Origin of the sequence: Bradyrhizobium algeriense (assembly GCF_036924595.1) — a bacterium.
GTDB lineage: Bacteria > Pseudomonadota > Alphaproteobacteria > Rhizobiales > Xanthobacteraceae > Bradyrhizobium > Bradyrhizobium algeriense.
Map to the genome: position 1 here is coordinate 7,213,009 of NZ_JAZHRV010000001.1, position 22,716 is coordinate 7,235,724.

Here is a 22,716-nt window from a genome sequence, read left to right on the forward strand (position 1 = left end):
ATTGTAGCGCGTTTGGAGGCGAGGGGGAACCCGATCGTGTCCGGAAATCACGCATATTCAATTATTTAGGGCACGTATTGGGCGGCCGGCAGGACCGTATTAGGGCATATCCGCCACATTTCGCGGCTCTCACGGGTCCGCCGCCGGCCCGTCATCCTTGTGGAACGAGGCGGGGCTATGATAGCCACTCGCGCGGAAAAGGCATTCCCACCCCATCGAGCGAAATTCAGACGACAACCGGTCTCCGCTCGGCAGCGCTTCAGGAGAAAGTTTCATGACCAACGGTAATGGCGCGCCCCAAGAGCAGGCCCCTCCCCAGCTCAACGTGCTGGCGCAATACACCAAGGACCTGTCGTTCGAGAATCCGAACGCGCCCTCCTCCCTGGCGCCGCAGCAGCAGCAGCCGGCGATCAACATCCAGATCAACGTTTCCGCGAACAATCTCTCGGAAAGCGAGTTCGAAGTGACGCTTTCGATCGAGGGCAAAGCTGAAAACGCCGGAAAGGTGATGTTCAGCTTCGAACTCGCCTATGCCGGCGTGTTCCGCATCGTCAATGTGCCGAAGGAGAACCTGCATCCGCTGGTCATGATCGAATGCCCGCGATTGCTGTTCCCGTTCGCCCGCGAGATCATTGCCACCGCGGTCCGCGATGGCGGTTTCCCGCCGCTGATGCTCGATCCCGTCGATTTCGTCGGCCTGTACCGCCAGAACATGGAGCGGCAGGCTGCCGCCCAGGCTGCTTCCGGCGCAAAGCCAAGCTAAAGCCGCATTCGAGCAGTCTAGCGGCCAAAAGCCGCTAGACCGCTGCCGGCAGAAAATCATTCCAGATCGGTTTGTCGCCCAAAGTGGCGATGAATGCGCGATGGGCCTCGCGGTCGGCGTCGGTGATTCGCGGCGCCAGTGGCACCTCGCGCTGCCGGCGCGGCGTTTCGCCGGGTCCGCTGCTCATCGTGACGCGGGTTTCCGACGCCAGGATCAGTTGCGACTGCCGCGCCCCGATCAGGTCGATATAGACTTCGGCCAACAGCTCGGCGTCGAGCAGCGCGCCGTGCTTGGTGCGGCGGGAATTGTCGATCGCATAACGCGAGCAGAGATCGTCCAGCCGGTTCGACACGCCCGGATGCTTGCGGCGAGCCAGCAACAGCGTATCGACCAGGCGATCGCGCGAAACCGGCTGCCGCTTGATGCGGTCGAGCTCGGCGTTGATGAAGCTGATGTCGAACGAGGCGTTGTGAATCACCAGCGGCGCGTCGCCGATGAATTCCAGGAACTCCTCGACCACCTCCGTGAACAGCGGCTTGCTGGAAAGGAACTCGCTGGACAGGCCATGCACGGCAAACGCTTCCGCCGGCATGTCGCGCTCGGGATTGATATAGCGGTGGAAGGTCTGGCCCGTCGGCATGCGGTTATAGATTTCGATGCAGCCGATTTCGACCAGCCGATCACCGCGTAGCGGGTCGAGGCCAGTGGTTTCGGTATCGAGAACGATTTCGCGCATGGATTTCAGGGACCGGAGCTTGGCGAATCAGGCTCGCCGCTGCGGCATCTTAACGACCTCGGCCAGAATGTCGCGGATTGCCGTGCGCACCGGGTCCAGTCCGTGCGACGTATCCACCACGAAATCCGCGCGCTTGCGCTTTTCAGCATCGGGCAATTGCCGCGCCAGAATGCCGTCGAGCGCCTCTGACGTCATGGTGCCGCGCGCCAGTATCCGCTCGCGCTGCGTCGCCGGATCGGTTGAGACCACAACGACAGCATCGACGCGTTTCTCGCCGCCGGTTTCGAACAATAGCGGGATATCCATCACCACGACGGGTGCGCCGGAGGCCTCGGCTTCATCGAGGAATTTCTTGCGGGAGGCGCCGAGCATCGGGTGAACGATCTGCTCTAGCTGTTTGATCGCCGCCTGATCATGCACCACCTTGGCGGAAAGCTTGGCGCGATCGACCTTGCCATTCACGGTCGTGCCGGGAAATGCCGCCTCGATTGCCGGTGCCGCCTCGCCTTCATAGATTTTGTGAACGGCCGCATCGGCGTCGTAAACTGGCACGCCCGCCTCGGCGAACAGCTTTGCGGTGGTGGATTTTCCCATCCCGATCGAGCCGGTCAAACCGAGAATGCGCATCAGATCGCCGTTTCCAAAGAGATGATTCTAGACATTGAGCAGTCCCTCGCCGCGCAGGAACGCCAGCAATGGCAGCAGCGGCAGGCCGAGGATCGTAAAATGGTCGCCCTCGATGCGCTCGAACAGATGCACGCCCAGCCCTTCGAGCTGATAGGCGCCGACGCTGGATGTCACAGCTTCGCCAGCCTCGTCCAGATACGCTCTGATCTCCGACCCGGTCAGAGCGCGCATGGTCAGGCGTGCGACCGAAACTTCGGAAAACAGTATCTTGCCGTCGCGGGCAACCGCAACGGCAGAATGCAGTTCGTGTGTTTGGCCGGCAAGCAGGCGCAATTGATCCGCGGCTTGCGCGCGGCCGGCCGGCTTGCTGAACAGGCGGTTTCCCAAAGCCAGCGTCTGATCGGCGCCGACGACATAACGGCCGGGATTTTTTGACGATACGAAGCACGCCTTCTCGCGCGCCAGCAGGCCCGCGATTTCACCCGGCGCGGAAAGTCCCGAATTGTTCTGGACGGATCGTTCGTCGATATCGGCGGGAACGGCCTCGAAGGGAATGCCGGCATTGCCGAGCAGCATGTGCCGCGCGCGGCTTTGCGACGCCAGGATCAATGGATCTTTTCCGCGCCAGATCGTCATCGTATCCGCGTCATTCCGGAAGCCGCTGCCGTTGCCGATCGGTGAACAGTTTCAGCACGGCCGCGGCGGTTTCCTCGATTGAGCGGCGCGTCACGTCGAGCTGCGCCCAACTGAATTTGGCACTCAGTTTCCGGGCGTAGGCGACTTCATCGGCCACCGCCTGACGATCGATGTAATCATCATTGGGGGTATCGGCACCCATGCTCAGCAACCGGTTTTGCCGGACCTGGATCAACCGCTCCGGCGTCGCATGAAGGCTGACGACCAATGGCTTTTTCAATGTCTCGAGCTGGTGCGGCAGCGGAATGCCCGGCACCAGCGGCACGTTCGCGGTGCGGACCCCACGGTTGGCAAGATAGATCGAGGTCGGCGTCTTCGACGTGCGGGACACGCCGACCAGAACCACGTCGGCATCTTCCAGACCTTCGACGTGTTGGCCGTCGTCATGGATCATGGTGTAGTTCAAGGCATCGATGCGCTTGAAATATTCCGCGTTCAGAACGTGCTGGGCGCCCACCCTCCCCGTCGTCGCCGCGCCGAGATAGGCCTCGAACAATTGCATCACGGGGCCGATGATCGACAGGCTCGGGATGTTGATGTCTCTGCACTTGGCCTCCAGCCGGCCAACCAGATCCTTTTCCAAGAGCGTGAAGAGCACGATGCCCGGCGCCTCCTCGATCTCGTCGAGCACGCGGTCGAGCTGCTTCTGGCTGCGCACCAGCGGGTAGACATGTTCGACCGCGGTCACATTAGCGTATTGCGCGGCCACCGCGCGGGCCACCGTGATCAGCGTCTCGCCGGTCGAGTCGGAGACCAGATGAAGATGAAAATAATTGCCGGTCGTGGGCACCAGAACCCCTGTGTATCCTGTGAATCCCTGTGGAGCTTAACCAAGATATTTGGCCCTGGGTCGCCACGTCAGGGATAACCCGGACATTTCTTCACAGGGCCTCGCGAGAGGACAAGTCCGCCGGCTCATCGCCATGATAGTGGGAAGGTGTGGATTTGTCTCTTCATAAGCTGACCACGAAACGGCGCAAGCAATTGATGCGCGTGGCGTTATCAGGATGACGCAGTGTCCGGCCGAAATTGGGGAGGACTGTGAACAAGCCTCGCAAACATGCGGGATTGTTTTGTGTGAGTCATAATCACGGTCACTTAGACTCAAACCTAAGATTCTAAAATTATTAGTTTAGAGAAGCGGTGCTTTGCGGATATGTCTTGCGTCCCACGTTGGCAGCGCTTCTTCGCAACGTCGGGGTGATCAGAACGTTCCTGAGACGAGCAAGGCCTGGCGACTGCAATGTACGAGTTGACCATCCTCACGGCGTATCCCTGGATCATGGCGCTGCATGTGATTGCCGTCATCTCCTGGATGGCCGGCATGCTCTATCTACCGCGGTTGTTCGTCTATCATTGCGAGGCCGAGGTCGGATCGAAGCAGTCCGAGACCTTCAAGGTGATGGAAAGGCGATTGCTGAAGGCGATCATCAATCCCGCGATGATCATCACCTGGCTGGCCGGGCTCTATCTGGCCTGGAGCGGGGATTGGTACATACACGGCTGGTTTCACGCCAAACTGACGCTGGTGCTGGTCCTGTCTGCAGTCCACGGCTTTTTTTCCCGCTGGGTCAAGGATTTTGCCGCGGACCGGAATACCAGAAGTCAGAAATTCTATCGCATTATCAATGAGGTGCCGACGGTCCTAATGATTTTTATCGTCGTCCTGGTGGTCGTGAAGCCGTTCTAGCCTCAGCTTTCGTCGATCCGGCGGTTTCTCCCCTGCTTGCGAAGCGCCGGCCGATTTTCTATATTGTCGAAATCCCACCCCACGCAGGCGGATGTGGCTGCGTTCCGGTTTCTTCATTGGACCGGCCGCCGCATCAGGTTTGAAGCCTCACCGGCGCTTTCCTTGCTTAGACCTGCGGACCTTCCCTTTTTCGTGTCCGCTTTTTCCTTAAGCCACCTCGCACCCCTTCCCTAAAGAACACTCCACAGGACCACCCCAATGCGGGAAATGAAACTCCAGGACCTCAAATCGAAAACGCCGGCCGAGCTCGTCTCGTTCGCGGAAGAGAACGGGGTCGAAAATGCCAGCACCATGCGCAAGCAGGAGCTGATGTTCGCCATTCTCAAGCAGCTCGCGATCCAGGAAATCGATATTATCGGCGAAGGCGTCGTTGAGGTTCTCTCCGACGGCTTCGGCTTTCTGCGCTCGCCAGATGCCAACTACCTGCCCGGCCCCGACGACATCTACGTCTCGCCGTCGCAGATCCGCCGCTTCGGCCTTCGCACCGGCGACACCATCGAAGGCCACATCCGCAGCCCGAAAGAAGGCGAACGTTATTTCGCGCTGCTGAAGGTCAACACCCTCAATTTCGAGGATCCGGAAAAGTCCAAGCACAAGGTCAATTTCGACAATCTGACCCCGCTGTTTCCGGATCAGCGCTTCCGCCTCGAACTCGAAGACCCAACGCGAAAAGACCTTTCGGCAAGGGTGATCGACATCGTCGCGCCGATCGGCAAAGGCCAGCGCGCTTTGATCGTGGCGCCGCCGCGCACCGGCAAGACGGTGCTGATGCAGAACATCGCGCACTCCATCACCGCCAATCATCCGGAATGCTATCTGATCGTTCTGCTGATCGACGAGCGTCCGGAAGAAGTCACGGACATGCAGCGCTCGGTGAAGGGCGAGGTGGTGTCATCCACGTTTGACGAACCCGCCGTGCGTCACGTCCAGGTCGCCGAGATGGTGATCGAGAAAGCGAAGCGCTTGGTCGAACACGGCCGCGACGTCGTGATTCTCCTAGACTCGATCACGCGTCTCGGTCGCGCCTACAACACCGTGGTGCCGTCATCCGGCAAGGTGCTGACCGGCGGTGTCGACGCCAACGCGCTGCAACGGCCGAAGCGATTCTTCGGCGCCGCGCGCAACATCGAGGAGGGCGGTTCGCTCACGATCATCGCGACCGCGCTAGTCGATACCGGCAGCCGCATGGACGAAGTCATCTTCGAAGAATTCAAGGGCACCGGTAACTCCGAATTGATCCTCGACCGCAAGGTCTCGGACAAGCGGACCTTCCCGGCGATCGACATCTCGCGCTCCGGCACCCGCAAGGAAGAGCTGATCACCGATCCGCAGCTCCTGAAGAAAATGTACGTGCTGCGCCGGATCCTCAATCCGATGGGCACCATGGACGCGATCGACTTCCTGCTCGACAAGCTCCGCAACACCAAGAACAACTCTGAGTTCTTCGATTCCATGAACACCTGATCCGTCAGGCCAGGTTTGGAGGAGGGCGCCTCGCGGGAAGCGGAGCGCCCTTTTTCATGCTGCGGTCGCCGCTGCGACGCGAATGCTGGATCGGAAAATCGGCGTTAGAGCGTTTTCCAGCGAAGTGGAGACCGGTTCGCGTGAAGAAAACGCGTCAAATCAAAAATCTAGAGCCCCGTTCCGATTCCATCGGAACGGAAAAGGCTCTAGGAATCGATTAACCATCTAAGCTATTGAATTTTATATTGATCCGGCTGCCAAGGGAGGGCGCCCCGTCGGATTTTGCAGCATCCTTGCCGCACCTGTCTCGCAATACGCCGGCGGTATGGCCTGCGCGTTCAGGCCCCGAATCGAATCGCGTTGCCTTTTCAAAACCTCCCGCACAAATAGGCCATGCATCCGCGGGATCAGACCATTTTTGCATTGTCGTCGGGCCGGCCACCGAGCGCGATTGCGTTGGTGCGCGTCTCGGGTTCGCAGGCCGGAAAGATCGTGACGGCACTTGCCGGCAAATTGCCGTCGCCGCGAATGGCCACCCGTGCGCTGCTTGGGAATGTCGGCCAGCGGCCGATCGACGATGCGGTGGTGTTGTGGTTTCCGGGTCCGGCCAGCGCGACAGGAGAAGACGTCGCGGAATTTCATGTTCATGGCGGACGCGCGGTGCTGGCGGCTTTGTTCGCGGCGCTGTCCGAATTCGAAGATGTGCGCCCGGCCGAGCCCGGAGAATTTACCCGGCGCGCTTTCGAGAACGGCAAGCTCGATCTGACGGAAGCCGAAGGTCTCGACGATCTCATCCATGCTGACACCGATCGGCAGCGGCGCCAGGCGCTGCGCCAGTTGAAGGGACTGCTCGGCGATAGAGCGCGCGATTGGCGCGCGCGGATCATCGAAGCGTCTGCCTTGATCGAGGCCGGGATTGATTTTTCGGACGAGGGCGACGTGCCGGCGGAATTGATCGCGCCGGCGCTCGCGAAGGTCAAAGCGCTGCTGGTCGAGATCGAGGAAGTCCTGGCCGGGCAGGGGCGGAGCGAGCGGCTTCGCGATGGCCTCGTCGTTGCGATCGCGGGGCCGCCGAATGTTGGCAAGTCGACGCTGATGAATCAGCTTGCGCGCCGTGAGGTCGCGATCGTGTCGCCGCATGCCGGCACCACGCGCGATGTCATCGAGGTGCAGCTCGATCTCGACGGCTATCCGGTGACGGTGATCGATACCGCGGGCATTCGTGAGACGGACGATCCAGTCGAGCAGGAGGGCGTCCGTCGTGCCCGGGCGCGTGCGGCGGATGCTGACCTCGTGCTGTGGCTGGCCGACTCTTTGCAGGCGGCGTTCGATCACGATGGGCCCGCGCCAATATGGCGAGTGCGAAATAAGATCGATCTCGAAGCAGCTCGGCCATTGGCCGAGGCTGGCGCGCCGGGCCTAAGGAGTTTCGAGATTTCGGCGAGCCGCGGCGACGGCGTGCCGGAGCTGATCGCGGCATTGGTCGATTTCGCCCAGCGCTACTTTGGCGGCACCGAGGGCGGACTGATCAGCCGAACCCGGCAACGGAAACTCTTGGAGGAGACGGCGACTTCGCTTCGACGCAGTGTCGCAGTAGTGAGGCAGGGCGAGGAGCTGGCGGCGGAAGAACTTCGATTGGCGGCACGCTCCCTGGGAAGGCTGCTCGGGCGTGTGGACGTCGAGGACATTCTCGACGTCATCTTCCGCGAGTTCTGTGTAGGTAAGTAATACTTCCTTAACCATGGTGACTTGTTTCACGTGAAACGTTCGGCCGGCTCCGGGATGTGCTGTTTCACGTGAAACAATCTTGGCAGTTTCTCCCTTCCGCGTTTTTCAACTCCGGGATAGAAGTCGCCGCATGATTTCCCAAGCAGACACCTTCGACGTCATCGTTATCGGTGGCGGCCACGCCGGCTGCGAGGCCGCGAGTGCAGCTGCGCGGATGGGTGCCAAGACCGCACTGGTGACGCACCGCTTTGCGACCGTGGGAGCGATGTCCTGCAATCCCGCCATCGGAGGTCTCGGCAAGGGCCATCTGGTCCGCGAGGTCGATGCTCTGGATGGTTTGATGGGCCGGGTGGCCGATGCCGGTGGGATCCAGTTTCGGATGTTGAACCGCCGCAAGGGTCCGGCAGTCCGTGGACCGCGGGCTCAGGCGGACCGCAAGCTTTACGCCACCGCCATGCAGGCCGCGATCCGGGAGACCGCCAATCTCAGCGTGGTCGAAGGCGAGGCGGATGAGTTGATCGTCTCGAATGGCCGGGTGACTGGAATTCGCTTGGGCGACGGCCGCGAGTGGAGTGCCGGTGCCGTGGTCATCACCACAGGTACCTTTTTGCGTGGTCTGATCCATCTCGGCGAAAAGAACTGGCCCGCTGGACGGGTCGGGGAGGCGCCGGCGATGGGGCTCTCGGCGTCCTTCGAGAGGATCGGCTTTACGCTCGGACGATTGAAGACCGGCACACCGCCGCGGCTCGATGGCACGACGATCGACTGGTCCGCCATTGAAATGCAACCCGGTGACGATCCGCCGGAGCCGTTCTCGGTCATGACCGATCGGATCACGACGCCGCAGATCCAGTGCGGGATCACCCGGACGACGCCGGCGACCCATGAGGTGATCCGGGCCAACGTGCACCGTTCGCCGATGTACTCCGGACAGATCAAGAGCAGCGGTCCGCGCTATTGTCCTTCTATCGAGGACAAGATCGTCCGGTTCGGTGATCGCGACGGTCACCAGATCTTCCTGGAGCCGGAAGGGCTCGACGACTCCACGGTCTATCCCAACGGCATCTCGACTTCGCTGCCGGAGGAGGTTCAGCTCGCGATCCTTGCGACCATTCCCGGACTTGAGCGGGTAAAGATGGTCCGGCCGGGCTATGCCATCGAATACGACCATGTCGACCCTCGTGAGCTCCAGCCGACGCTGCAGACCAGGCGCCTGCCGGGTCTCTTCCTGGCAGGACAGATCAACGGCACGACCGGATATGAGGAGGCGGCGGCTCAGGGAATCGTCGCGGGTCTGAACGCGGCATTGGCAGCCGGCGGTGCCAACCCAATTGTGTTCGATCGGGCGGATGGCTATCTCGGTGTGATGATCGACGATCTCGTAACCCGCGGGATCACTGAGCCGTACCGTATGTTCACGTCGCGGGCCGAGTATCGTTTGACGCTGCGGGCCGACAATGCCGACCAGCGCCTGACTGACAAGGGCATCGCCTTGGGCTGCGTAGGGCAGGCGCGCTCAGAGCGCCATCGCGACAAGATGGCCGCGCTGGCGGCGGCCAAGGCGTTGGCGAAGTCCCTGACGATGACTCCCAACGAAGCGGGCAGACATGGCCTGGCTCTCAACCGGGATGGCCATCGGCGTTCGGCGTTTGAGTTGCTGGCCTATCCGGAGATCGAGTGGGAGATGCTTCGCGGCATCTGGCCGGAGCTGTCGGCCGTCGGTCCCTCCATCGCAGTCCATCTCGAGATCGACGCCAAGTATGACGTCTATCTCAAGCGCCAGACCGCCGACGTCGATGCGTTCCGGCGGGACGAGGGACTGGTCCTGGCCGATATCGACTACGCCGATGTGCCCGGACTTTCCAATGAGGCGCGATCCAAGCTCGAGGCGGCGCGGCCGCGGACAGTAGGGCAGGCGGGCCGGCTCGATGGTTTGACGCCGGCGGCGCTGGGTATCCTGGCGGCGTATCTGCGTCGTGAGGCGCGACGGAAGACCTCGAAGGCGAGCGCGTAAAATCTGTTTCACGTGAAACGTTGATGTAGGATGGGTGGAGCGTAGCGATACCCATCGTCCAATGCGCGGGTCGTCTGATGGGTATCGCTTCGCCCCACCATCCTATGATTGATGTCGTCATTGCGAGGGGCGCAAGCGACGAAGCAATCCATGCTTGTTTCGTGGCGAGATGGATTGCTTCGCTTCGCTCGCAATGACGGCCCCAAGGGCGACGGCGTTTCAATGGTCAAAATTACTGCACAGGCAAGTCACCCCTTCTCGACGGCGGACAAGGCCGCAGCTCTCGCCCTCACCCCCGTTTCACGTGAAACAGAGGCGCGGCTCGATCGCTATGTTGACCTCCTCGTGGAGTGGCAGGCCAAAACCAATCTCGTCGCGTCATCGACGCTTCCGCACCTCTGGACCCGACACGTCGCCGATTCGCTCCAGCTTCTGAGTCTGGCTCCGACAGCGAAGGCCTGGGTCGATTTTGGCAGCGGCGGCGGTTTCCCTGGCGTGGTGTTGGCCTGCGCCCTGGCAGAGACGCCTGGTGCCAATGTCCATTTGGTCGAGCGCAACGCCAAAAAGGCGGCCTTCCTGCGTGAGGCGGTCCGCGTAACTTCTGCGGCTGCGACCGTGCATTTGGCGGGAATCGGGGATAGTGTGGATAGAATCGGCAGTCGCGTTGATTGCGTCACTGCGCGGGCGCTGGCTCCGTTACATCAGCTTGTCGGTTTTGCGGAACCGTTTGTGAAAGAAGGCGCAAAAGCTTTGTTTCTCAAGGGCCAAGATGTAGAGGCTGAATTGACCGAGGCCACTAAATATTGGAATATTGAACCGCGACTCCATTCCAGCCGCACGGGCGGGCACGGCTGGATCGTCGAACTCGATCGGATCGAGCGGCGCAATCCCTCCGCGATCACATATGGCGATCGGGCATGAGCGAATTAGACGAGTTATATCAAGAAGATAGAGATCCCACTCCACCGCCCCATCCACGCATCCTGTCGCTGGCCAATCAGAAGGGCGGCGTCGGCAAGACGACCACGGCGATCAATCTTGGCACCGCACTCGCTGCAATTGGCGAGCGCGTCCTGATCGTCGATCTCGATCCGCAGGGCAACGCCTCGACCGGTCTCGGCATCGATCGCCGCAACCGCAACTGCTCGACCTATGACGTGCTGATCGGTGAAGCGCCGCTGCGCGAAGCGGTGGTTGCGACCGCGGTGCCGCGGCTGCACATCGCCTCCTCGACCATGGATCTGTCGGGCCTCGAGCTCGAACTCGGCACGACGCCCGGCCGCGCCTTCCGCCTGCGCGACGCGATCGCCGCGCTGAACAAGAACGCGGCGCCGGACACCGAGTACACCTATGTGCTGATCGATTGCCCGCCGTCGCTCAACCTCCTCACCGTCAATGCGATGGCGGCCTCTGATGCGATCCTGGTGCCGCTGCAATGCGAGTTCTTCGCGCTCGAAGGTCTGTCGCAATTGTTGCAGACGGTGGAGCAGGTGCGCTCGACGCTCAATCCAAACCTGTCGATCCACGGCATAGTGCTGACCATGTTCGACTCCCGCAACAATTTGTCGAACCAGGTTGTCGCCGACGTGCGGCAGTTCATGGGCGGCAAGGTCTACGACACCATGATCCCGCGCAACGTGCGCATCTCCGAGGCGCCGTCCTACGGCAAGCCGGTGCTGGTCTACGACCTCAAATGCGTCGGCAGCGAAGCCTATCTGAAGCTGGCGACGGAAGTGATCCAGCGCGAGCGCGAGCTGAGGACGCACTAGTCGGGCGTAGGGTGGGCAAAGGCGTCTTTGCCGTGCCCGCCCTTACTTGTCGCGAAAATCGGTGGGCACGCTTCCGCCTTCGCTCGTTGAGCTACGGCGGACAAGTCGCTTCCACCCGCGATTTAACAGAGTCGAAATTTCTAGTTCCGGAGTAGCGAAGTGAATCCTAGGGAGTTGGCGGCGATGGCCGACGAAACGCGTTCGCGACTGGGTCGTGGTCTCGCAAGTCTGATCGGGGATGTCGGCGGCGAGGCCGCGCATGTCGACCGGCCGCGCAACCAGCGCAAGGTGCCGATCGAGTTCCTGAAGCCGAATCCGCGCAACCCGCGCCGGACCTTTTCCGATGCCGAGCTCGGCGAACTCGCCGATTCGGTCAGGCAGCACGGCGTGATCCAGCCGATCGTGGTGCGGCCGGTGAAGGGTTCGCAGGATCGCTACGAGATCATCGCCGGCGAGCGCCGCTGGCGCGCCGCGCAGCTCGCCAGCCTGCACGAAGTCCCGATCGTTCCCGTGGATGTCAGCGACTCTGACGCGCTCGAGATCATGATTATCGAGAACGTGCAGCGTGAAGACCTCAACGCGATGGAAGAGGCACAGGGCTATCACGCGCTGGCCGATGAGTTCAAACGCAGCCAGGAAGAGATCGCAAAGGACGTCGGCAAGAGCCGCAGCCATGTCGCCAACATGATGCGGCTGACGAAGCTGCCGGCGGAGGTGCAGGCCTTTATCGCCAACGGCCAGTTGTCGGCGGGGCACGCCCGCGCCCTGATCGGCGTGCCCGATCCGCTGGCCGCGGCGAAACGTATTGTCGAGGAGGGGCTGAACGTCCGCCAGACCGAGGCGCTGGCGCATGAAGAGGGCGTGCCGGAACGCAAGCCGCAAAAGGCGCGGGCCGGCGGCGGCAAGACAAAAGATCCCGACACGATCGCGCTGGAGAAGCGCGTCAGCGATGCACTCGGTCTTGCCGTGACCGTCAACCACCGCGACCCCGGCGGCACCGTCCAGATCAGCTACCGCAATCTCGAACAGCTAGATGAGGTGATGCGACGGCTGGAGAAGGGCGGCTGATCTTCCTAACCTCGCCCCGCTTGCGGGGAGAGGTCGGCGCGAAGCGCCGGGTGAGGGGGCACCGGACCCTCAGCTATCACCCGTGCCAGCGGATAGAACCCCTCACCCCAACCCTCTAAGAGCGAGCTTCGCTCGTCTCTCCCCGCAAGAGCGGGGCGAGGGAGAAGAGCTAGCCCCGCCGCTTCGCATTGGCGGCTATCGAGAGCAGCGCGCGCTGGGCGATCGCTGACGCCAGCGATGCCTGTTTGCGCATGTCGAGCGCGGCCGTTCCGAGCTGATCGATGATGGCGGCGAGCCGCGCCGCGTTGAAATTGCGCAGCGCGATTTCGACGGCGCCCTTGCGCGAGAAATGCAGGCGCGGGTAGCCGCTTTCGAGCAGGGTGGAGACGGGGGTGCCTTCGGCCACCGCAAGCGCCGATTTGTGCAGCCATGCCGCCTGGCGCTGCGCGGCGGAGATGATCACGCCGGGATAGGTGCCGGCGACCATCGCTTTGGCAAATTCGCTTTCGACCAGGTCCGGCTTGCCGGCAAAGGCGCCGTCCACGATCGGGTCCAGCTTCAGCTCGGACGCATCGGAGACGACGGTCATGACATCGTCGAGCGCGATCTCGCCCTTGCCGTGGGCATAGAGCGCCAGCTTGCGCAGCTCGTTGCGCGAGGCCTGGCGGTCGCCGCCCAGCAGTGACATCAGCACGGCGCGCGCGTCAGCGGCGATCCGTAAATTGGAGGAGCGCAATTCCTCGTCGATCAATCTTGCGAGGTCGCGCTCGGTGTCGGGATAGCAGGCGATGGCGACCGCGGTCTTGGCGCGCTCGCAGGCCTTGCGCAGCGGCGATTCCGGCCGCAGCTCGCCGGCCTCGATCACTATACGGCAATCCTTTATCGGAGAATCGGCCAGCGTATCGACGCCGCTGGCAAAACTGCGGGAGCCGGCGCGCACACGAATGGCCCGGCGGCCGCCGAACATCGGGATCGTCATGGCCTCGTCGACCAGCCGCGACGGCTCGGCCGACAGTTCGTCGCCGTCCAGCCGCACCAGCGAGAAGGGATCATTGGGGTCGTCGACGGCGGAGGCTATCAGCGCGTCAGCACGCTCGCGGACCAGACCGGCATCGGGGCCGTAGAGCAGAATGATGGGGCGGCCGGCATCAGGCCGGGCGAGAAAAGCGTCGATGTCTTTTCCGCGGAGCGCGACCACGACGGACCTTTCTGACGTCATTCCGGGACACGCGTCTTCGCGTGGACCCGGAATCCAGAGATTGCTGCGCGAGATTCCGGGTTCGTGCTTCGCACGCCCCGGAATGACGGAATGTCAGGTGCCGGCGTAGAAGAACGACGCCAGCCGGGTCTGGATGTTTTCGGCGATCTCGTTGGCGGCACGATCCTCGGCGTCGCGGAAGGCACGCTGGCGCGCGAAGCGCTGGAGCTGGCCGGGAATGTCATAGGACACGCGGGAGAAGGTCGTGCCCGTCATGACCGACTTGTTGGTGGCGAGGTCGATCAGATTGTACTGCGCATCGATGCCGTAGTTTTCGCTCGACGGCAGCGCGGTAGCGGGATCGAGCATCAGCGAGGAGCGTGAGGTGTTAAAGCGCAGCACCAGCCGATGGGTCGGCGGCATGCCGGTGGCGTTGCCGTAGAGCTTGAACGCCAGCGCGTTGCGGATCTCCACCTGGATCCGGGCCTCGCGGGAGGCATTGGGCTTGTCCACCGGCGGGACTTCCACGCCCATCAGCTTTTCCCGCAAGCCGGGCTTGCCGTCATTGCGTTCGGCATACATCGGCTGGAAACAGCCGGCCGTGAGCGCCGCCAGAGCGGCGACGGCGATGAGCCGAACGGCGATCCGGGTCCTAGCCAACGACATTCACGATCCTCATGGGAACAACGATTACCTTGCGGACGGCCTTGCCGCCGAGAGCGAGTTTTACCGCATCGAGCGACAAAACGGCAGCCTCAATTTCCGGATTTTGGGCGACCCGTGGCACGGTAACATCACCCCGCTTTTTGCCGTTAACCTGGACCACCAGCGTCACGGTGTCTTCAACCAGCAAATCGCGTTCGATTTGGGGCCAATCGGCCTCCGAAATCAGCCCGGACTGCCCCAGGACCTGCCAGCATTCCTCGGCCAGATGCGGCATCATCGGCGCGAAAAGTTGAACCAGGATGATTGCGGCCTCCCGAACCGCCCAGGCGGTGTCCGGCGACGGTGTTCCGCCCCTGCCCAGCACCTCGGCCAGCGCGTTGGTGAATTCACGGATATGGGCAAGGCAGACGTTGAAATGCAGCCGCTCGATTCCGGACGACACCTTGTCCAGCGCGCCGTGGGCCGCCTTGCGCAAGCCGAGCGCGTCCGCGCCGAACGAAGCCGGCCGGCTGGCCGGGGCCATTTTGGCAATCTCGGCCGATTCGTTCACCAGCCGCCACAGCCGCTGCACGAAGCGCGAGGCGCCCTGCACGCGCTCGTCGCTCCAGATCACGTCGCGGTCGGGCGGGGAGTCCGACAGCATGAACCAGCGCGCGACGTCGGCGCCGTAGGTCGCGATGATGTCGTCGGGGTCGACGGTGTTTTTCCTCGACTTCGACATCTTCTCGATCGGGCCGATGGTGATATCTTCGCCGGTTTCCAGCAGGATGGCGCGCTTGCCATTGCCGCCGGCTTCGATCTTGACCTCGGCCGGCGTGACGTAGCCGCCGTCAGCTTTTTGATAGGTCTCATGTACCACCATGCCCTGCGTATATTGGCCGGCGAACGGCTCGTCATAGGCGATGTGACCGGTAGCCTTCATGGCGCGGGTGAAGAAGCGCGCGTAGAGCAGATGCAAGATCGCATGCTCGACGCCGCCGATATACTGATCGACCGGCATCAACCGATCGACGATGGCCCGTGTGGTTGGAGCCGTCTCGTTCCACGGATCCGTGAAGCGCGCGAAGTACCATGCCGAGTCGACAAAGGTATCCATCGTGTCGGTTTCGCGTTGCGCCTTGCCGCCGCATTTCGGGCAGCTGACGTGTTTCCAGGTCGGGTGATGGTCGAGCGCGTTGCCGGGCTTGTCGAAGGTCACATCCTCCGGCAGCACCACCGGCAGGTCCGCATCGGGCACCGGTACGACGTCACACTTCGGGCAGTGGATCACCGGGATTGGACAACCCCAATAGCGCTGGCGTGAAACGCCCCAGTCGCGCAGACGGAAGTTTATCTTGCGCTCGCCGACCGGCAGGTTGCCGCGAACTTCAGTTTCCAGCCGTTTCGCGACGTCTTCCTTGGCCTCTTCGATGGTCATGCCATCGAGAAAGCGTGAATTGATCATACGGCCGTCGCCGTCATAGGCGGTATCGGTGATGAAGAAGGTCTTTGGATCCTGGCCCTCCGGGCAAACCACCGGCGTGTTGCCGAGCCCGTATTTGTTCACAAAATCGAGGTCGCGCTGGTCGTGCGCCGGACAGCCGAAGATCGCGCCGGTGCCGTATTCCATCAGCACAAAGTTGGCGACATAGACCGGCAGCTTCCAGCTCGGGTCGAACGGATGGATCGCTTTAATGCCGGTGTCAAAACCCTGCTTCTCCTGGGTATCGATGATTTCCTGCGCGGTACCGTGACGCTTTGCTTCGGCAATGAACTCCGCGAGCTTTGGATTCTTCGCAGCCGCGGCCTGCGCCAGCGGGTGATCCGGTGCGATCGCCATGAACTTGGCACCGAACAGGGTGTCGTGTCGCGTGGTGAAGACTTTCAGATCGTTATCGCCATTCGGCGCGGTCGCAGGATCGAGCGCGAAGCGGACCAGCATGCCTTCGCTGCGGCCGATCCAGTTGCGCTGCATGACGCGCACCCGATCGGGCCAGCGGTCGAGCGTGTCAAGCGCGTCGAGCAACTCTTGCGAGTACTTCGTGATCTTGAAGACCCACTGATTCATCTCGCGCTGCTCGACAACAGCGCCGGAGCGCCAGCCGCGGCCGTCGATCACCTGCTCGTTGGCGAGCACGGTCATGTCGACCGGATCCCAGTTGATCTTGCGCTTCTCGCGCTCGGCGAGACCGGCGCGCAGGAAGTCGTTGAACAGTTTTTGCTGATGCTTGTAGTAGCCAGGGTCGCAGGTTGCGAATTCGCGCGACCAGTCCAGCGACAGTCCGATCGACTGCAACTGCTTCTTCATCGCGGCGATGTTGTCGTAGGTCCAAGCCTTGGGCGCGACCTTGCGCTCGATCGCGGCATTTTCCGCCGGCAGCCCGAACGCATCCCAACCCATCGGGTGCATCACATTGTGGCCCTTCGCCCGCATGTAGCGGGCCAGCACGTCACCCAGCGTATAGTTGCGGACGTGCCCGATATGGATGCGCCCGGACGGGTAGGGGAACATCTCGAGCACGTAATATTTCGGCCGCGGATCGTCGTTTTTGCAGACGAAAATCGACTTTTCTGCCCACTGGCGTTGCCAGCGCGGCTCGGAATCACGGGCGTTGTAACGTTCAGAGGTCATGAAATCGCAGCGCTTTTTGTGGATTCGGTCCGGTCCAGAGGACGGCGGACTAGGCCACAAAAGCGGCTGCGGGGTCAACGGGTTGGGACGGTGGGAACGGCCATTTGACCGGAGGCGCGGAGCGTCCGCTCACCCCGCCATCGCTATGCCCGCCTCGTCCACCAGCTTGGCGAACCCGTGCTCGACCACGGTGTTGCGGCCGCGGTGTTTGGCGGCGTAGAGGGCGGCATCCGCCGCTTCGATCAGGTCGCCGGGAGTTTGGGCGTCGCTCGGCAGCGTCGCGGCCACGCCGACGCTGACGGTGACGATGCAGTGGCTGGAGGTGATATGCGGCAGGCCGAGGCCTTGAATGGTCGCGCGCACGGTTTCGCCGATCTCCAGCGCCTTCTGCGGGCTCGTGTTCGGCAGCAGCAGGCAGAATTCCTCGCCGCCATAGCGGCCGGCAAAGCCCATTGTGTCGGCGGCGATGCCGGCCAGCGCTTCGCCGAGCCGGGTGAGGCAGGCGTCGCCCTCGGGGTGGCCATAGGTGTCGTTGTAAAGCTTGAAGTGATCGACATCGATCATCAACAGCGACAGCTCGCAATGATACTGCTGCGCCTTCAACCATTCGAAATCGAGCCGGCTTTGGAAGCCGCGGCGGTTGGCGAGGCCCGACAGCATGTCGATCGACGCCATCACGGTGAGCCGGTCGTTGGTGGCGACAAGTTCACGCTCGCGCTGGCTGAGTTGCGCCGCCATCGCGTTGAAGGCGCGCGCCAGCGGCATGAATTCCAGCGGCAGCCGGCTGCGCGAGACGCGGGCCGACCAGTCGCCTTCGCCGAACCGCCTGGCCATGCCGGTCATGACTTCGATCGGATTGATGATGAGCTTCTCTGCCCCGATCAGCGCGCCGAGCAGCACGAACAGGCAGACGAATCCCAATTGAAGATAGGCGGTGCGGATGTCGCGATTGATTGCGGCCGTCACCTTGGCCTCGTCGACGCTGACGATCAGGCGCGATTGCGTCCCGGGAATGCGCGCGAAACTGATGGCGCGCTTGGAGCCGTCGTTAGCGGTAAAGGAAAGCGAGCCCGTATCGGAGTTGGAGCTGAGCGCCTTGTAGGTGATGGCCGACAGTAGCGGCACGTTGTCGAGCGGCCGGCCAATCATGCTGGCCTGGTCCGGTGGCGCCGCCAGCACAACGCCGGTGCTATCGATCAGGAGAGATGAAATGCCCGGCCGTCCGCCGAGGTTGGCCATGATCTTCGACAGCCAGTCGAGATTGATGCCGGCGACCGCTACCGAATCTTCGTCCGGATTGATCGCGGAGACCGGATAGGCCGCCATCATGATCGGCCGGTTGTTGGTTTTGCCGAACAGGTAGTCGCTGAAAACGAAATCGCGGGTTTCCTGCGCCTTCTTGAAATAGTCGCGATCGCCGATGTTGAGGCCGACCTGAATGTTCAGGGTGGAACACTGCACCACGCCGTCCTTGCTCACGAGCATGATGCTGCGGATCCAGGGCAGGTTGGCGGGCAGGCTGGCGCGCAGGATTTCGCAACTGCGCCCGATGCCGCTGGAGGCGCGGATATAGGCGGCGGATTTCAGCATCGTCTCGACGGAGGAGATCACCTCGCGCTGGGTCTCGGCGCTGTGGTGGGTGATATTGGCGTATTCTTCCGAAGCGATCGCGATCTGCTTGGCGCGGGTGTCTTCGAGCGAGCGGACGCGCTCCAGCATCAAGGGCGCCACCAGCATCACTGCCAGCATGGCAAGCCGCGCCCGGATTCCCAGAAGCTTCTTGAGTTTGACCCGATTGCGGTTGAAAGTAACGCCAGACATCCTGTCCCCCACAGCGGAGGGTAGAGCGAAGGTTTCAAAAAGCCTTTCCCGAACTTGGTAAAATTCGAGGAAATGCCGTAAAATTTCCGGCCGAAATCAGGACGTGAAGCGAGAGAGATGGCGACACCGCTAACCAAGTCTTTACCAACCGGCCTGGCTCAGGTGGAGCAGGACATCGCGCGCGCGTGCAAGGAAGCGCGCCGCGAGCGTGCGTCGGTGACGCTGATCGCGGTGTCGAAGACATTTGAAGCAACAGCGATTTCGCCTGTCATCGATGCCGGGCAGCGCGTGTTCGGCGAAAATCGCGTGCAGGAAGCCAAGGCGAAATGGCCGGCGCTGGTGTCGGCCTGTCCCGAAATTGCGCTGCATCTGATCGGGCCGTTGCAATCCAACAAGGCGAAGGAGGCCGTGGCGCTGTTCGACGCCATCCATTCGGTCGACCGTCCCAGTATTTGCGAAGCGTTAGCCAAGGAAATCAATTCCCAGAACAAGCGGCCAGAATTGTTCGTTCAAGTGAACACTGGTGAAGAGCCGCAAAAGGCCGGCGTCGCGCCGGGCGAGGCGGATGCCTTCATTGCGAACTGTCGTGACAAATACGGCCTGGTCATTTCCGGCTTGATGTGCATCCCGCCGGTCGACGAAGCGCCGGCGCCGCATTTCGCGTTGACGGCCAAGATCGCCGCGCGCAACGGGCTGAAAAACCTGTCGATGGGCATGAGCGCCGATTTCGCGGTAGCGATCCAGCTCGGCGCCACACATGTGCGCGTGGGGTCGGCGATTTTCGGGCACCGCTGAACGCGCTTGCCTCTCCGTCATTGCCTGCGACAAACGCGAAGCGTTTGCGCAAGGGAGCGAAGCGACGAAGCAATCCATCTATCCACGGATAGAAAGAGTGGATTGCTTCGCTTCGCGCGCAATGACGTGGAAGGAGCTTAGCTGAACCCCACCGACACCTTTCCGAGCGCGCCGAAATCAACCGCGCAAAAATCGCCCGACTGTATCGGCAGCGGTGGGTGGCAGGTGCCGGTCGTGACGACACGGCCGGCCTTCAACGTCACGCCAAGCTGGCGCAGTTCATTGGCGAGCCAGGTCAGTGCAATCCTGGGATCGCCGAGCACATTCTTGCCGTGACCCGTGAATTGCTGGCCGCGCATCGTGATGACCGGCCGTTCCTCGACAAGATCGAGCGAGCGCCAGTCCACAACTGCCGGCGGGCCGAGCACGAACAGATGCGCGCAGGCGTTGTCGGCAATGATCTGCGCGGCACCGGCGCCGACGAAATCGGCAAACCGCGAATCCGGAATCTCGATAGCGGGATGCAGCGTGTCGACCGCGTCGAGCACCTGCTGCACGGTATAGGGCGTGGTACGCGCCGGCAGATCCACGCGCATGCGAAAGGCGAATTCCGGCTCAGCGACGCGCATTTCGTTGCCCGCCATCGAAGCCGTTCCGCCATCTGATATCACCGTCTCGGCCAGGATACGCCCGGCCATCGGGCCGTCGACGTTGATGTGCTTTTGTCCGGCCTCGCTGGTGGCAGCGATCTTCCAGCCGAACAAACTATCGGATGAATATTGCTCGATTCCCGCCTGGATCGCATAGCCTTCGATGCGGTCGCGTGGCCGCAGCTTTTCGTCGAGGCCGGCAAATTTGGTGCCGGCGCGCCAGTGGTCATGCAGCGTCTTTGATGCCGCTGCTATCGCGTTCTTGTCGAGCATTGGTTTGATTCCCCATCAGCCGATCATGATCTTGGTCTGCGGGCCCATCCGCCGCAACAGTCGCAGCATGGCGGATTTCGTCATCGAAATGCACCCGGCCGTCGGCGAGAAATTGGGGCGTGCCAGATGCAGGAACACGGCGCTGCCGCGGCCGGCTATCCGTGGGCCGGCGTTGTGATCGATTTCGACGATGAAATCGTAGAGGTGGTCCTCGCGCGTCAGCCGGTCGCCTGGCTGGTCGCGGACCAGACGGATCGGCTGATTGTAACGGCGGTCCTGCGGGTCCTCGCACCAGGCGTCTTCGGGCCGGATCGGCCGCACCGGAAGATAGGTCCGCGGCCGAGGATGGCGGTCGGCGCGCCACCACAATTGCAGCGGGCGGTACGTGCCCTTCGGGGTGCCGCCGTCGCCCTCCCGTTTGTTGGCGAGGATGCCGCCGCGGCCAAGTGCCACCGGCACGGTCCAACCGTCGGCCGTCAGCCAGCCCCGGCGCGGATCGCCGGCCGCCCGGTGGACCCTGATTGCCGTCAGCGGCCGATCACGCGTGGCTGTCTTATAAGTGATTGTAATAGCGTTGCTTTCCATGCCTGTGCCCGAATCTTGGGGTTGCCTTTCCCGCCACAATTGCCCTACGCCATTACAGGACATTCATCCAAACGCGCCTCAAATTTGGGATAGACTGCGGTTCGGCTTGAGAATCTGTAACAATCTCTTACCTCAATACGAATCAGTACCCTGATGACCCGGCTTGCTTGTGAAGTTTGCCTGCGAATCAGGTTGTCACCGACCAAGACCCGGCTTGAGACGCTTCCACTTGTGTCCGCCGCCTGCCCTCAAGAGGATCGTATCCTATGCCCAATGCCCGCAAGATCCTGATCGTGGATGACGACACCGATCTGCGCGACACACTGGTCGAGCAACTATCGTTGCACGAGGAGTTCGAAGCTTCCGCGGTCGACACCGGCGCCAAGGGCGCCAGCGCCGCCAAGGCCAATTCCCCCGATCTGGTGCTGATGGATGTCGGCTTGCCGGATACCGATGGGCGGGAAGTCGTGCGCAGCCTCCGCAAGGGGGGCTTCAAGGCGCCGATCATCATGCTGACCGGCCACGACACTGACTCAGACACCATCTTGGGGCTCGAATCCGGCGCCAATGATTACGTCGCAAAGCCGTTCCGGTTCGCGGTCCTGCTCGCCCGGATCAGGGCGCAGCTCCGCCAGCACGAGGCCAGCGAGGACGCGGTGTTTTCCGTCGGTCCCTACAGCTTTCGGCCCGGCTCCAAGATGCTGACCGCCGCCAATGCCAGAAAAGTTCGACTGACCGAGAAGGAAACCGCGATCCTGCGTTTCCTGTATCGCGCCGGCCAGTTACCGGTTTCGCGCGAGACGTTGCTGCAGGAAGTCTGGGGCTACAATTCGGGCGTCACCACGCACACGCTGGAAACCCATATCTACCGTCTCAGGCAGAAGATCGAGAAGGATGCTGCCAATCCGGAAATCCTGGTGACGGAAGCCGGTGGCTACAAGCTGGTGCCGTGATACGATTCGCAGCTACGTTTCGTAATTTTCGTGCATCCCGGTCACAGGTCCATGTCGATCGAAGATGATGTAGCCCTGCTCGAGCGGGTCCCGACATTGCGCCTGTTGGGAACGGCTGCCTTGCGCATGCTGGCGATCGGCTCGGAGCAGCGCGATTTCTCGCCCGGCGATTATTTGTTCAACGCCGGCGACGAGGCGGATGCGGGCTATATCGTTCAACGCGGCGCGATCCGCGTCGAGGACGGCGGCGCCGAAGTCGTTGCGGGCCCCGGTGCCCTGATCGGCGAGTTGGCGCTTATCGTCGCGATGAAGCGGCCGTCGAGTGCGGTCGCGCTTGATCATTCCTCGGTCATCCGGGTGGCGCGCAGCTTGTTTCAACGCGTGCTCGAAAGCGATCCGGGCGCGGCGCGCCGCCTGCGCGACGAGCTCGCCACCCGCACCAGCCAGCTCGCCAGCGATATTTTGATGGCCGGCGCCAAGCTGAGTATCTAGCGCAGGATGAGATCAGGTTGGGCCGCGACGACGGACCGCCTCGTGTCCCGGACGCAC

The 22,716-nt window shown here is 62.2% G+C and carries 21 protein-coding genes; 11 read left to right on the forward strand and 10 right to left on the reverse strand.

The window, feature by feature from the left end; translation table 11 throughout:
• The first annotated feature begins 274 nt into the window (after positions 1 to 274).
• Entirely contained in the window at positions 275 to 763 is a 489-nt protein-coding gene (gene secB, locus V1286_RS34665) for a protein-export chaperone SecB (protein WP_247833602.1), read from the forward strand.
• Between the two features lie 34 nt (positions 764 to 797).
• On the opposite strand, the gene dnaQ is transcribed toward secB, so the two are convergent.
• From dnaQ to V1286_RS34685, 4 genes are read right to left on the reverse strand one after another with little or no spacing between them, the layout of a single operon-like run.
• Positions 798 to 1,508, reverse strand: coding sequence for a DNA polymerase III subunit epsilon (gene dnaQ, locus V1286_RS34670; protein ID WP_334490112.1), 711 nt, complete (start codon positions 1,506 to 1,508; stop codon positions 798 to 800).
• Between the two features lie 18 nt (positions 1,509 to 1,526).
• The gene (gene coaE, locus V1286_RS34675; RefSeq protein WP_334487700.1) at positions 1,527 to 2,126 is read right to left on the reverse strand and encodes a dephospho-CoA kinase; all 600 of its coding nucleotides are present in this window, start codon (positions 2,124 to 2,126) and stop codon (positions 1,527 to 1,529) included.
• A 27-nt stretch (positions 2,127 to 2,153) separates the two neighbouring features.
• Complete coding sequence (locus V1286_RS34680; RefSeq protein WP_334487703.1) at positions 2,154 to 2,762, reverse strand: Maf family protein; 609 nt, start codon at positions 2,760 to 2,762, stop codon at positions 2,154 to 2,156.
• Positions 2,763 to 2,772: 10 nt separating this feature from the next.
• A complete protein-coding gene (locus V1286_RS34685; protein WP_108520084.1) occupies positions 2,773 to 3,612 on the reverse strand; it encodes a pyruvate, water dikinase regulatory protein in 840 nt (279 codons plus the stop codon).
• Positions 3,613 to 4,065: 453 nt separating this feature from the next.
• On the opposite strand from V1286_RS34685, the gene hemJ reads away from it, so the two are divergent.
• The 7 genes from hemJ to V1286_RS34720 all read left to right on the forward strand — a co-directional run bounded on the left by hemJ (position 4,066) and on the right by V1286_RS34720 (position 12,615).
• Entirely contained in the window at positions 4,066 to 4,512 is a 447-nt protein-coding gene (gene hemJ, locus V1286_RS34690; protein ID WP_334487707.1) for a protoporphyrinogen oxidase HemJ, read from the forward strand.
• A gap of 258 nt (positions 4,513 to 4,770) precedes the next feature.
• Positions 4,771 to 6,036, forward strand: a complete 1,266-nt coding sequence (rho, locus tag V1286_RS34695; protein WP_108520089.1) for a transcription termination factor Rho — start codon at positions 4,771 to 4,773, stop codon at positions 6,034 to 6,036.
• Between the two features lie 393 nt (positions 6,037 to 6,429).
• Complete coding sequence (gene mnmE / locus V1286_RS34700; RefSeq protein WP_334487709.1) at positions 6,430 to 7,764, forward strand: tRNA uridine-5-carboxymethylaminomethyl(34) synthesis GTPase MnmE; 1,335 nt, start codon at positions 6,430 to 6,432, stop codon at positions 7,762 to 7,764.
• 130 nt (positions 7,765 to 7,894) lie between these two features.
• A complete protein-coding gene (gene mnmG / locus V1286_RS34705; RefSeq protein ID WP_334487712.1) occupies positions 7,895 to 9,778 on the forward strand; it encodes a tRNA uridine-5-carboxymethylaminomethyl(34) synthesis enzyme MnmG in 1,884 nt (627 codons plus the stop codon).
• 222 nt (positions 9,779 to 10,000) lie between these two features.
• Positions 10,001 to 10,699 carry a 16S rRNA (guanine(527)-N(7))-methyltransferase RsmG gene (gene rsmG, locus V1286_RS34710; RefSeq protein WP_334490114.1) on the forward strand — a complete coding sequence of 233 codons (699 nt, stop codon included), beginning with the start codon at positions 10,001 to 10,003 and terminating at the stop codon, positions 10,697 to 10,699.
• Positions 10,696 to 11,547 carry a ParA family protein gene (locus V1286_RS34715; RefSeq protein WP_334487715.1) on the forward strand — a complete coding sequence of 284 codons (852 nt, stop codon included), beginning with the start codon at positions 10,696 to 10,698 and terminating at the stop codon, positions 11,545 to 11,547. The genes rsmG and V1286_RS34715 overlap by 4 nt, the downstream gene beginning before the upstream one ends.
• A gap of 183 nt (positions 11,548 to 11,730) precedes the next feature.
• Complete coding sequence (locus V1286_RS34720) at positions 11,731 to 12,615, forward strand: ParB/RepB/Spo0J family partition protein (RefSeq protein ID WP_334487717.1); 885 nt, start codon at positions 11,731 to 11,733, stop codon at positions 12,613 to 12,615.
• Positions 12,616 to 12,784: 169 nt separating this feature from the next.
• Here the strand turns inward: V1286_RS34720 and holA are convergent, their stop codons facing one another.
• The 4 genes from holA to V1286_RS34740 all read right to left on the reverse strand — a co-directional run bounded on the left by holA (position 12,785) and on the right by V1286_RS34740 (position 18,911).
• Positions 12,785 to 13,813, reverse strand: a complete 1,029-nt coding sequence (gene holA, locus V1286_RS34725) for a DNA polymerase III subunit delta (protein WP_334490117.1) — start codon at positions 13,811 to 13,813, stop codon at positions 12,785 to 12,787.
• A 114-nt stretch (positions 13,814 to 13,927) separates the two neighbouring features.
• Complete coding sequence (lptE, locus tag V1286_RS34730) at positions 13,928 to 14,479, reverse strand: LPS assembly lipoprotein LptE (RefSeq protein WP_108520101.1); 552 nt, start codon at positions 14,477 to 14,479, stop codon at positions 13,928 to 13,930.
• Entirely contained in the window at positions 14,466 to 17,090 is a 2,625-nt protein-coding gene (leuS, locus tag V1286_RS34735) for a leucine--tRNA ligase (protein WP_334487722.1), read from the reverse strand. Before leuS ends, lptE begins: the two co-directional genes overlap by 14 nt.
• A gap of 129 nt (positions 17,091 to 17,219) precedes the next feature.
• Positions 17,220 to 18,911 (reverse strand): sensor domain-containing diguanylate cyclase, encoded by a 1,692-nt coding sequence (locus V1286_RS34740; protein ID WP_334487725.1) that lies wholly within the window; start codon positions 18,909 to 18,911, stop codon positions 17,220 to 17,222.
• A gap of 117 nt (positions 18,912 to 19,028) precedes the next feature.
• Between V1286_RS34740 and V1286_RS34745 the strand changes: the two genes are divergently transcribed.
• Positions 19,029 to 19,706: a YggS family pyridoxal phosphate-dependent enzyme gene (locus tag V1286_RS34745; RefSeq protein ID WP_334487728.1), complete on the forward strand. Its 678-nt coding sequence runs from the start codon at positions 19,029 to 19,031 to the stop codon at positions 19,704 to 19,706.
• Between the two features lie 137 nt (positions 19,707 to 19,843).
• Here V1286_RS34745 and V1286_RS34750 read toward each other — a convergent pair whose 3' ends face one another.
• Both V1286_RS34750 and V1286_RS34755 read right to left on the reverse strand, forming a co-directional pair.
• Positions 19,844 to 20,629, reverse strand: coding sequence for a 2-keto-4-pentenoate hydratase (locus V1286_RS34750; RefSeq protein ID WP_334487731.1), 786 nt, complete (start codon positions 20,627 to 20,629; stop codon positions 19,844 to 19,846).
• Positions 20,630 to 20,644: 15 nt separating this feature from the next.
• The gene (locus V1286_RS34755) at positions 20,645 to 21,214 is read right to left on the reverse strand and encodes a L,D-transpeptidase family protein (protein WP_334487734.1); all 570 of its coding nucleotides are present in this window, start codon (positions 21,212 to 21,214) and stop codon (positions 20,645 to 20,647) included.
• A gap of 266 nt (positions 21,215 to 21,480) precedes the next feature.
• Between V1286_RS34755 and V1286_RS34760 the strand changes: the two genes are divergently transcribed.
• Both V1286_RS34760 and V1286_RS34765 read left to right on the forward strand, forming a co-directional pair.
• A complete protein-coding gene (locus tag V1286_RS34760; RefSeq protein ID WP_028348340.1) occupies positions 21,481 to 22,167 on the forward strand; it encodes a response regulator transcription factor in 687 nt (228 codons plus the stop codon).
• A gap of 51 nt (positions 22,168 to 22,218) precedes the next feature.
• On the forward strand, positions 22,219 to 22,659 hold the full coding sequence (locus V1286_RS34765) for a cyclic nucleotide-binding domain-containing protein (RefSeq protein WP_108520114.1): 441 nt from the start codon (positions 22,219 to 22,221) through the stop codon (positions 22,657 to 22,659).
• Positions 22,660 to 22,716 lie beyond the last annotated feature (57 nt).

Excerpts from the sequence above, each read along its gene's own strand:
- secB (WP_247833602.1), top strand. The coding sequence starts at position 275 with ATGACCAACGGTAATGGCGCGCCCCAAGAGCAGGCCCCTCCCCAGCTC.
- coaE (WP_334487700.1), bottom strand. The coding sequence starts at position 2,126 with ATGCGCATTCTCGGTTTGACCGGCTCGATCGGGATGGGAAAATCCACC.
- V1286_RS34680 (WP_334487703.1), bottom strand. The coding sequence starts at position 2,762 with ATGACGATCTGGCGCGGAAAAGATCCATTGATCCTGGCGTCGCAAAGC.
- hemJ (WP_334487707.1), top strand. The coding sequence starts at position 4,066 with ATGTACGAGTTGACCATCCTCACGGCGTATCCCTGGATCATGGCGCTG.
- rho (WP_108520089.1), top strand. The coding sequence starts at position 4,771 with ATGCGGGAAATGAAACTCCAGGACCTCAAATCGAAAACGCCGGCCGAG.
- mnmE (WP_334487709.1), top strand. The coding sequence starts at position 6,430 with ATGCATCCGCGGGATCAGACCATTTTTGCATTGTCGTCGGGCCGGCCA.
- mnmG (WP_334487712.1), top strand. The coding sequence starts at position 7,895 with ATGATTTCCCAAGCAGACACCTTCGACGTCATCGTTATCGGTGGCGGC.
- rsmG (WP_334490114.1), top strand. The coding sequence starts at position 10,001 with ATGGTCAAAATTACTGCACAGGCAAGTCACCCCTTCTCGACGGCGGAC.
- V1286_RS34715 (WP_334487715.1), top strand. The coding sequence starts at position 10,696 with ATGAGCGAATTAGACGAGTTATATCAAGAAGATAGAGATCCCACTCCA.
- V1286_RS34720 (WP_334487717.1), top strand. The coding sequence starts at position 11,731 with ATGGCCGACGAAACGCGTTCGCGACTGGGTCGTGGTCTCGCAAGTCTG.
- lptE (WP_108520101.1), bottom strand. The coding sequence starts at position 14,479 with ATGTCGTTGGCTAGGACCCGGATCGCCGTTCGGCTCATCGCCGTCGCC.
- leuS (WP_334487722.1), bottom strand. The coding sequence starts at position 17,090 with ATGACCTCTGAACGTTACAACGCCCGTGATTCCGAGCCGCGCTGGCAA.
- V1286_RS34740 (WP_334487725.1), bottom strand. The coding sequence starts at position 18,911 with ATGTCTGGCGTTACTTTCAACCGCAATCGGGTCAAACTCAAGAAGCTT.
- V1286_RS34745 (WP_334487728.1), top strand. The coding sequence starts at position 19,029 with ATGGCGACACCGCTAACCAAGTCTTTACCAACCGGCCTGGCTCAGGTG.
- V1286_RS34750 (WP_334487731.1), bottom strand. The coding sequence starts at position 20,629 with ATGCTCGACAAGAACGCGATAGCAGCGGCATCAAAGACGCTGCATGAC.
- V1286_RS34755 (WP_334487734.1), bottom strand. The coding sequence starts at position 21,214 with ATGGAAAGCAACGCTATTACAATCACTTATAAGACAGCCACGCGTGAT.
- V1286_RS34760 (WP_028348340.1), top strand. The coding sequence starts at position 21,481 with ATGCCCAATGCCCGCAAGATCCTGATCGTGGATGACGACACCGATCTG.
- V1286_RS34765 (WP_108520114.1), top strand. The coding sequence starts at position 22,219 with ATGTCGATCGAAGATGATGTAGCCCTGCTCGAGCGGGTCCCGACATTG.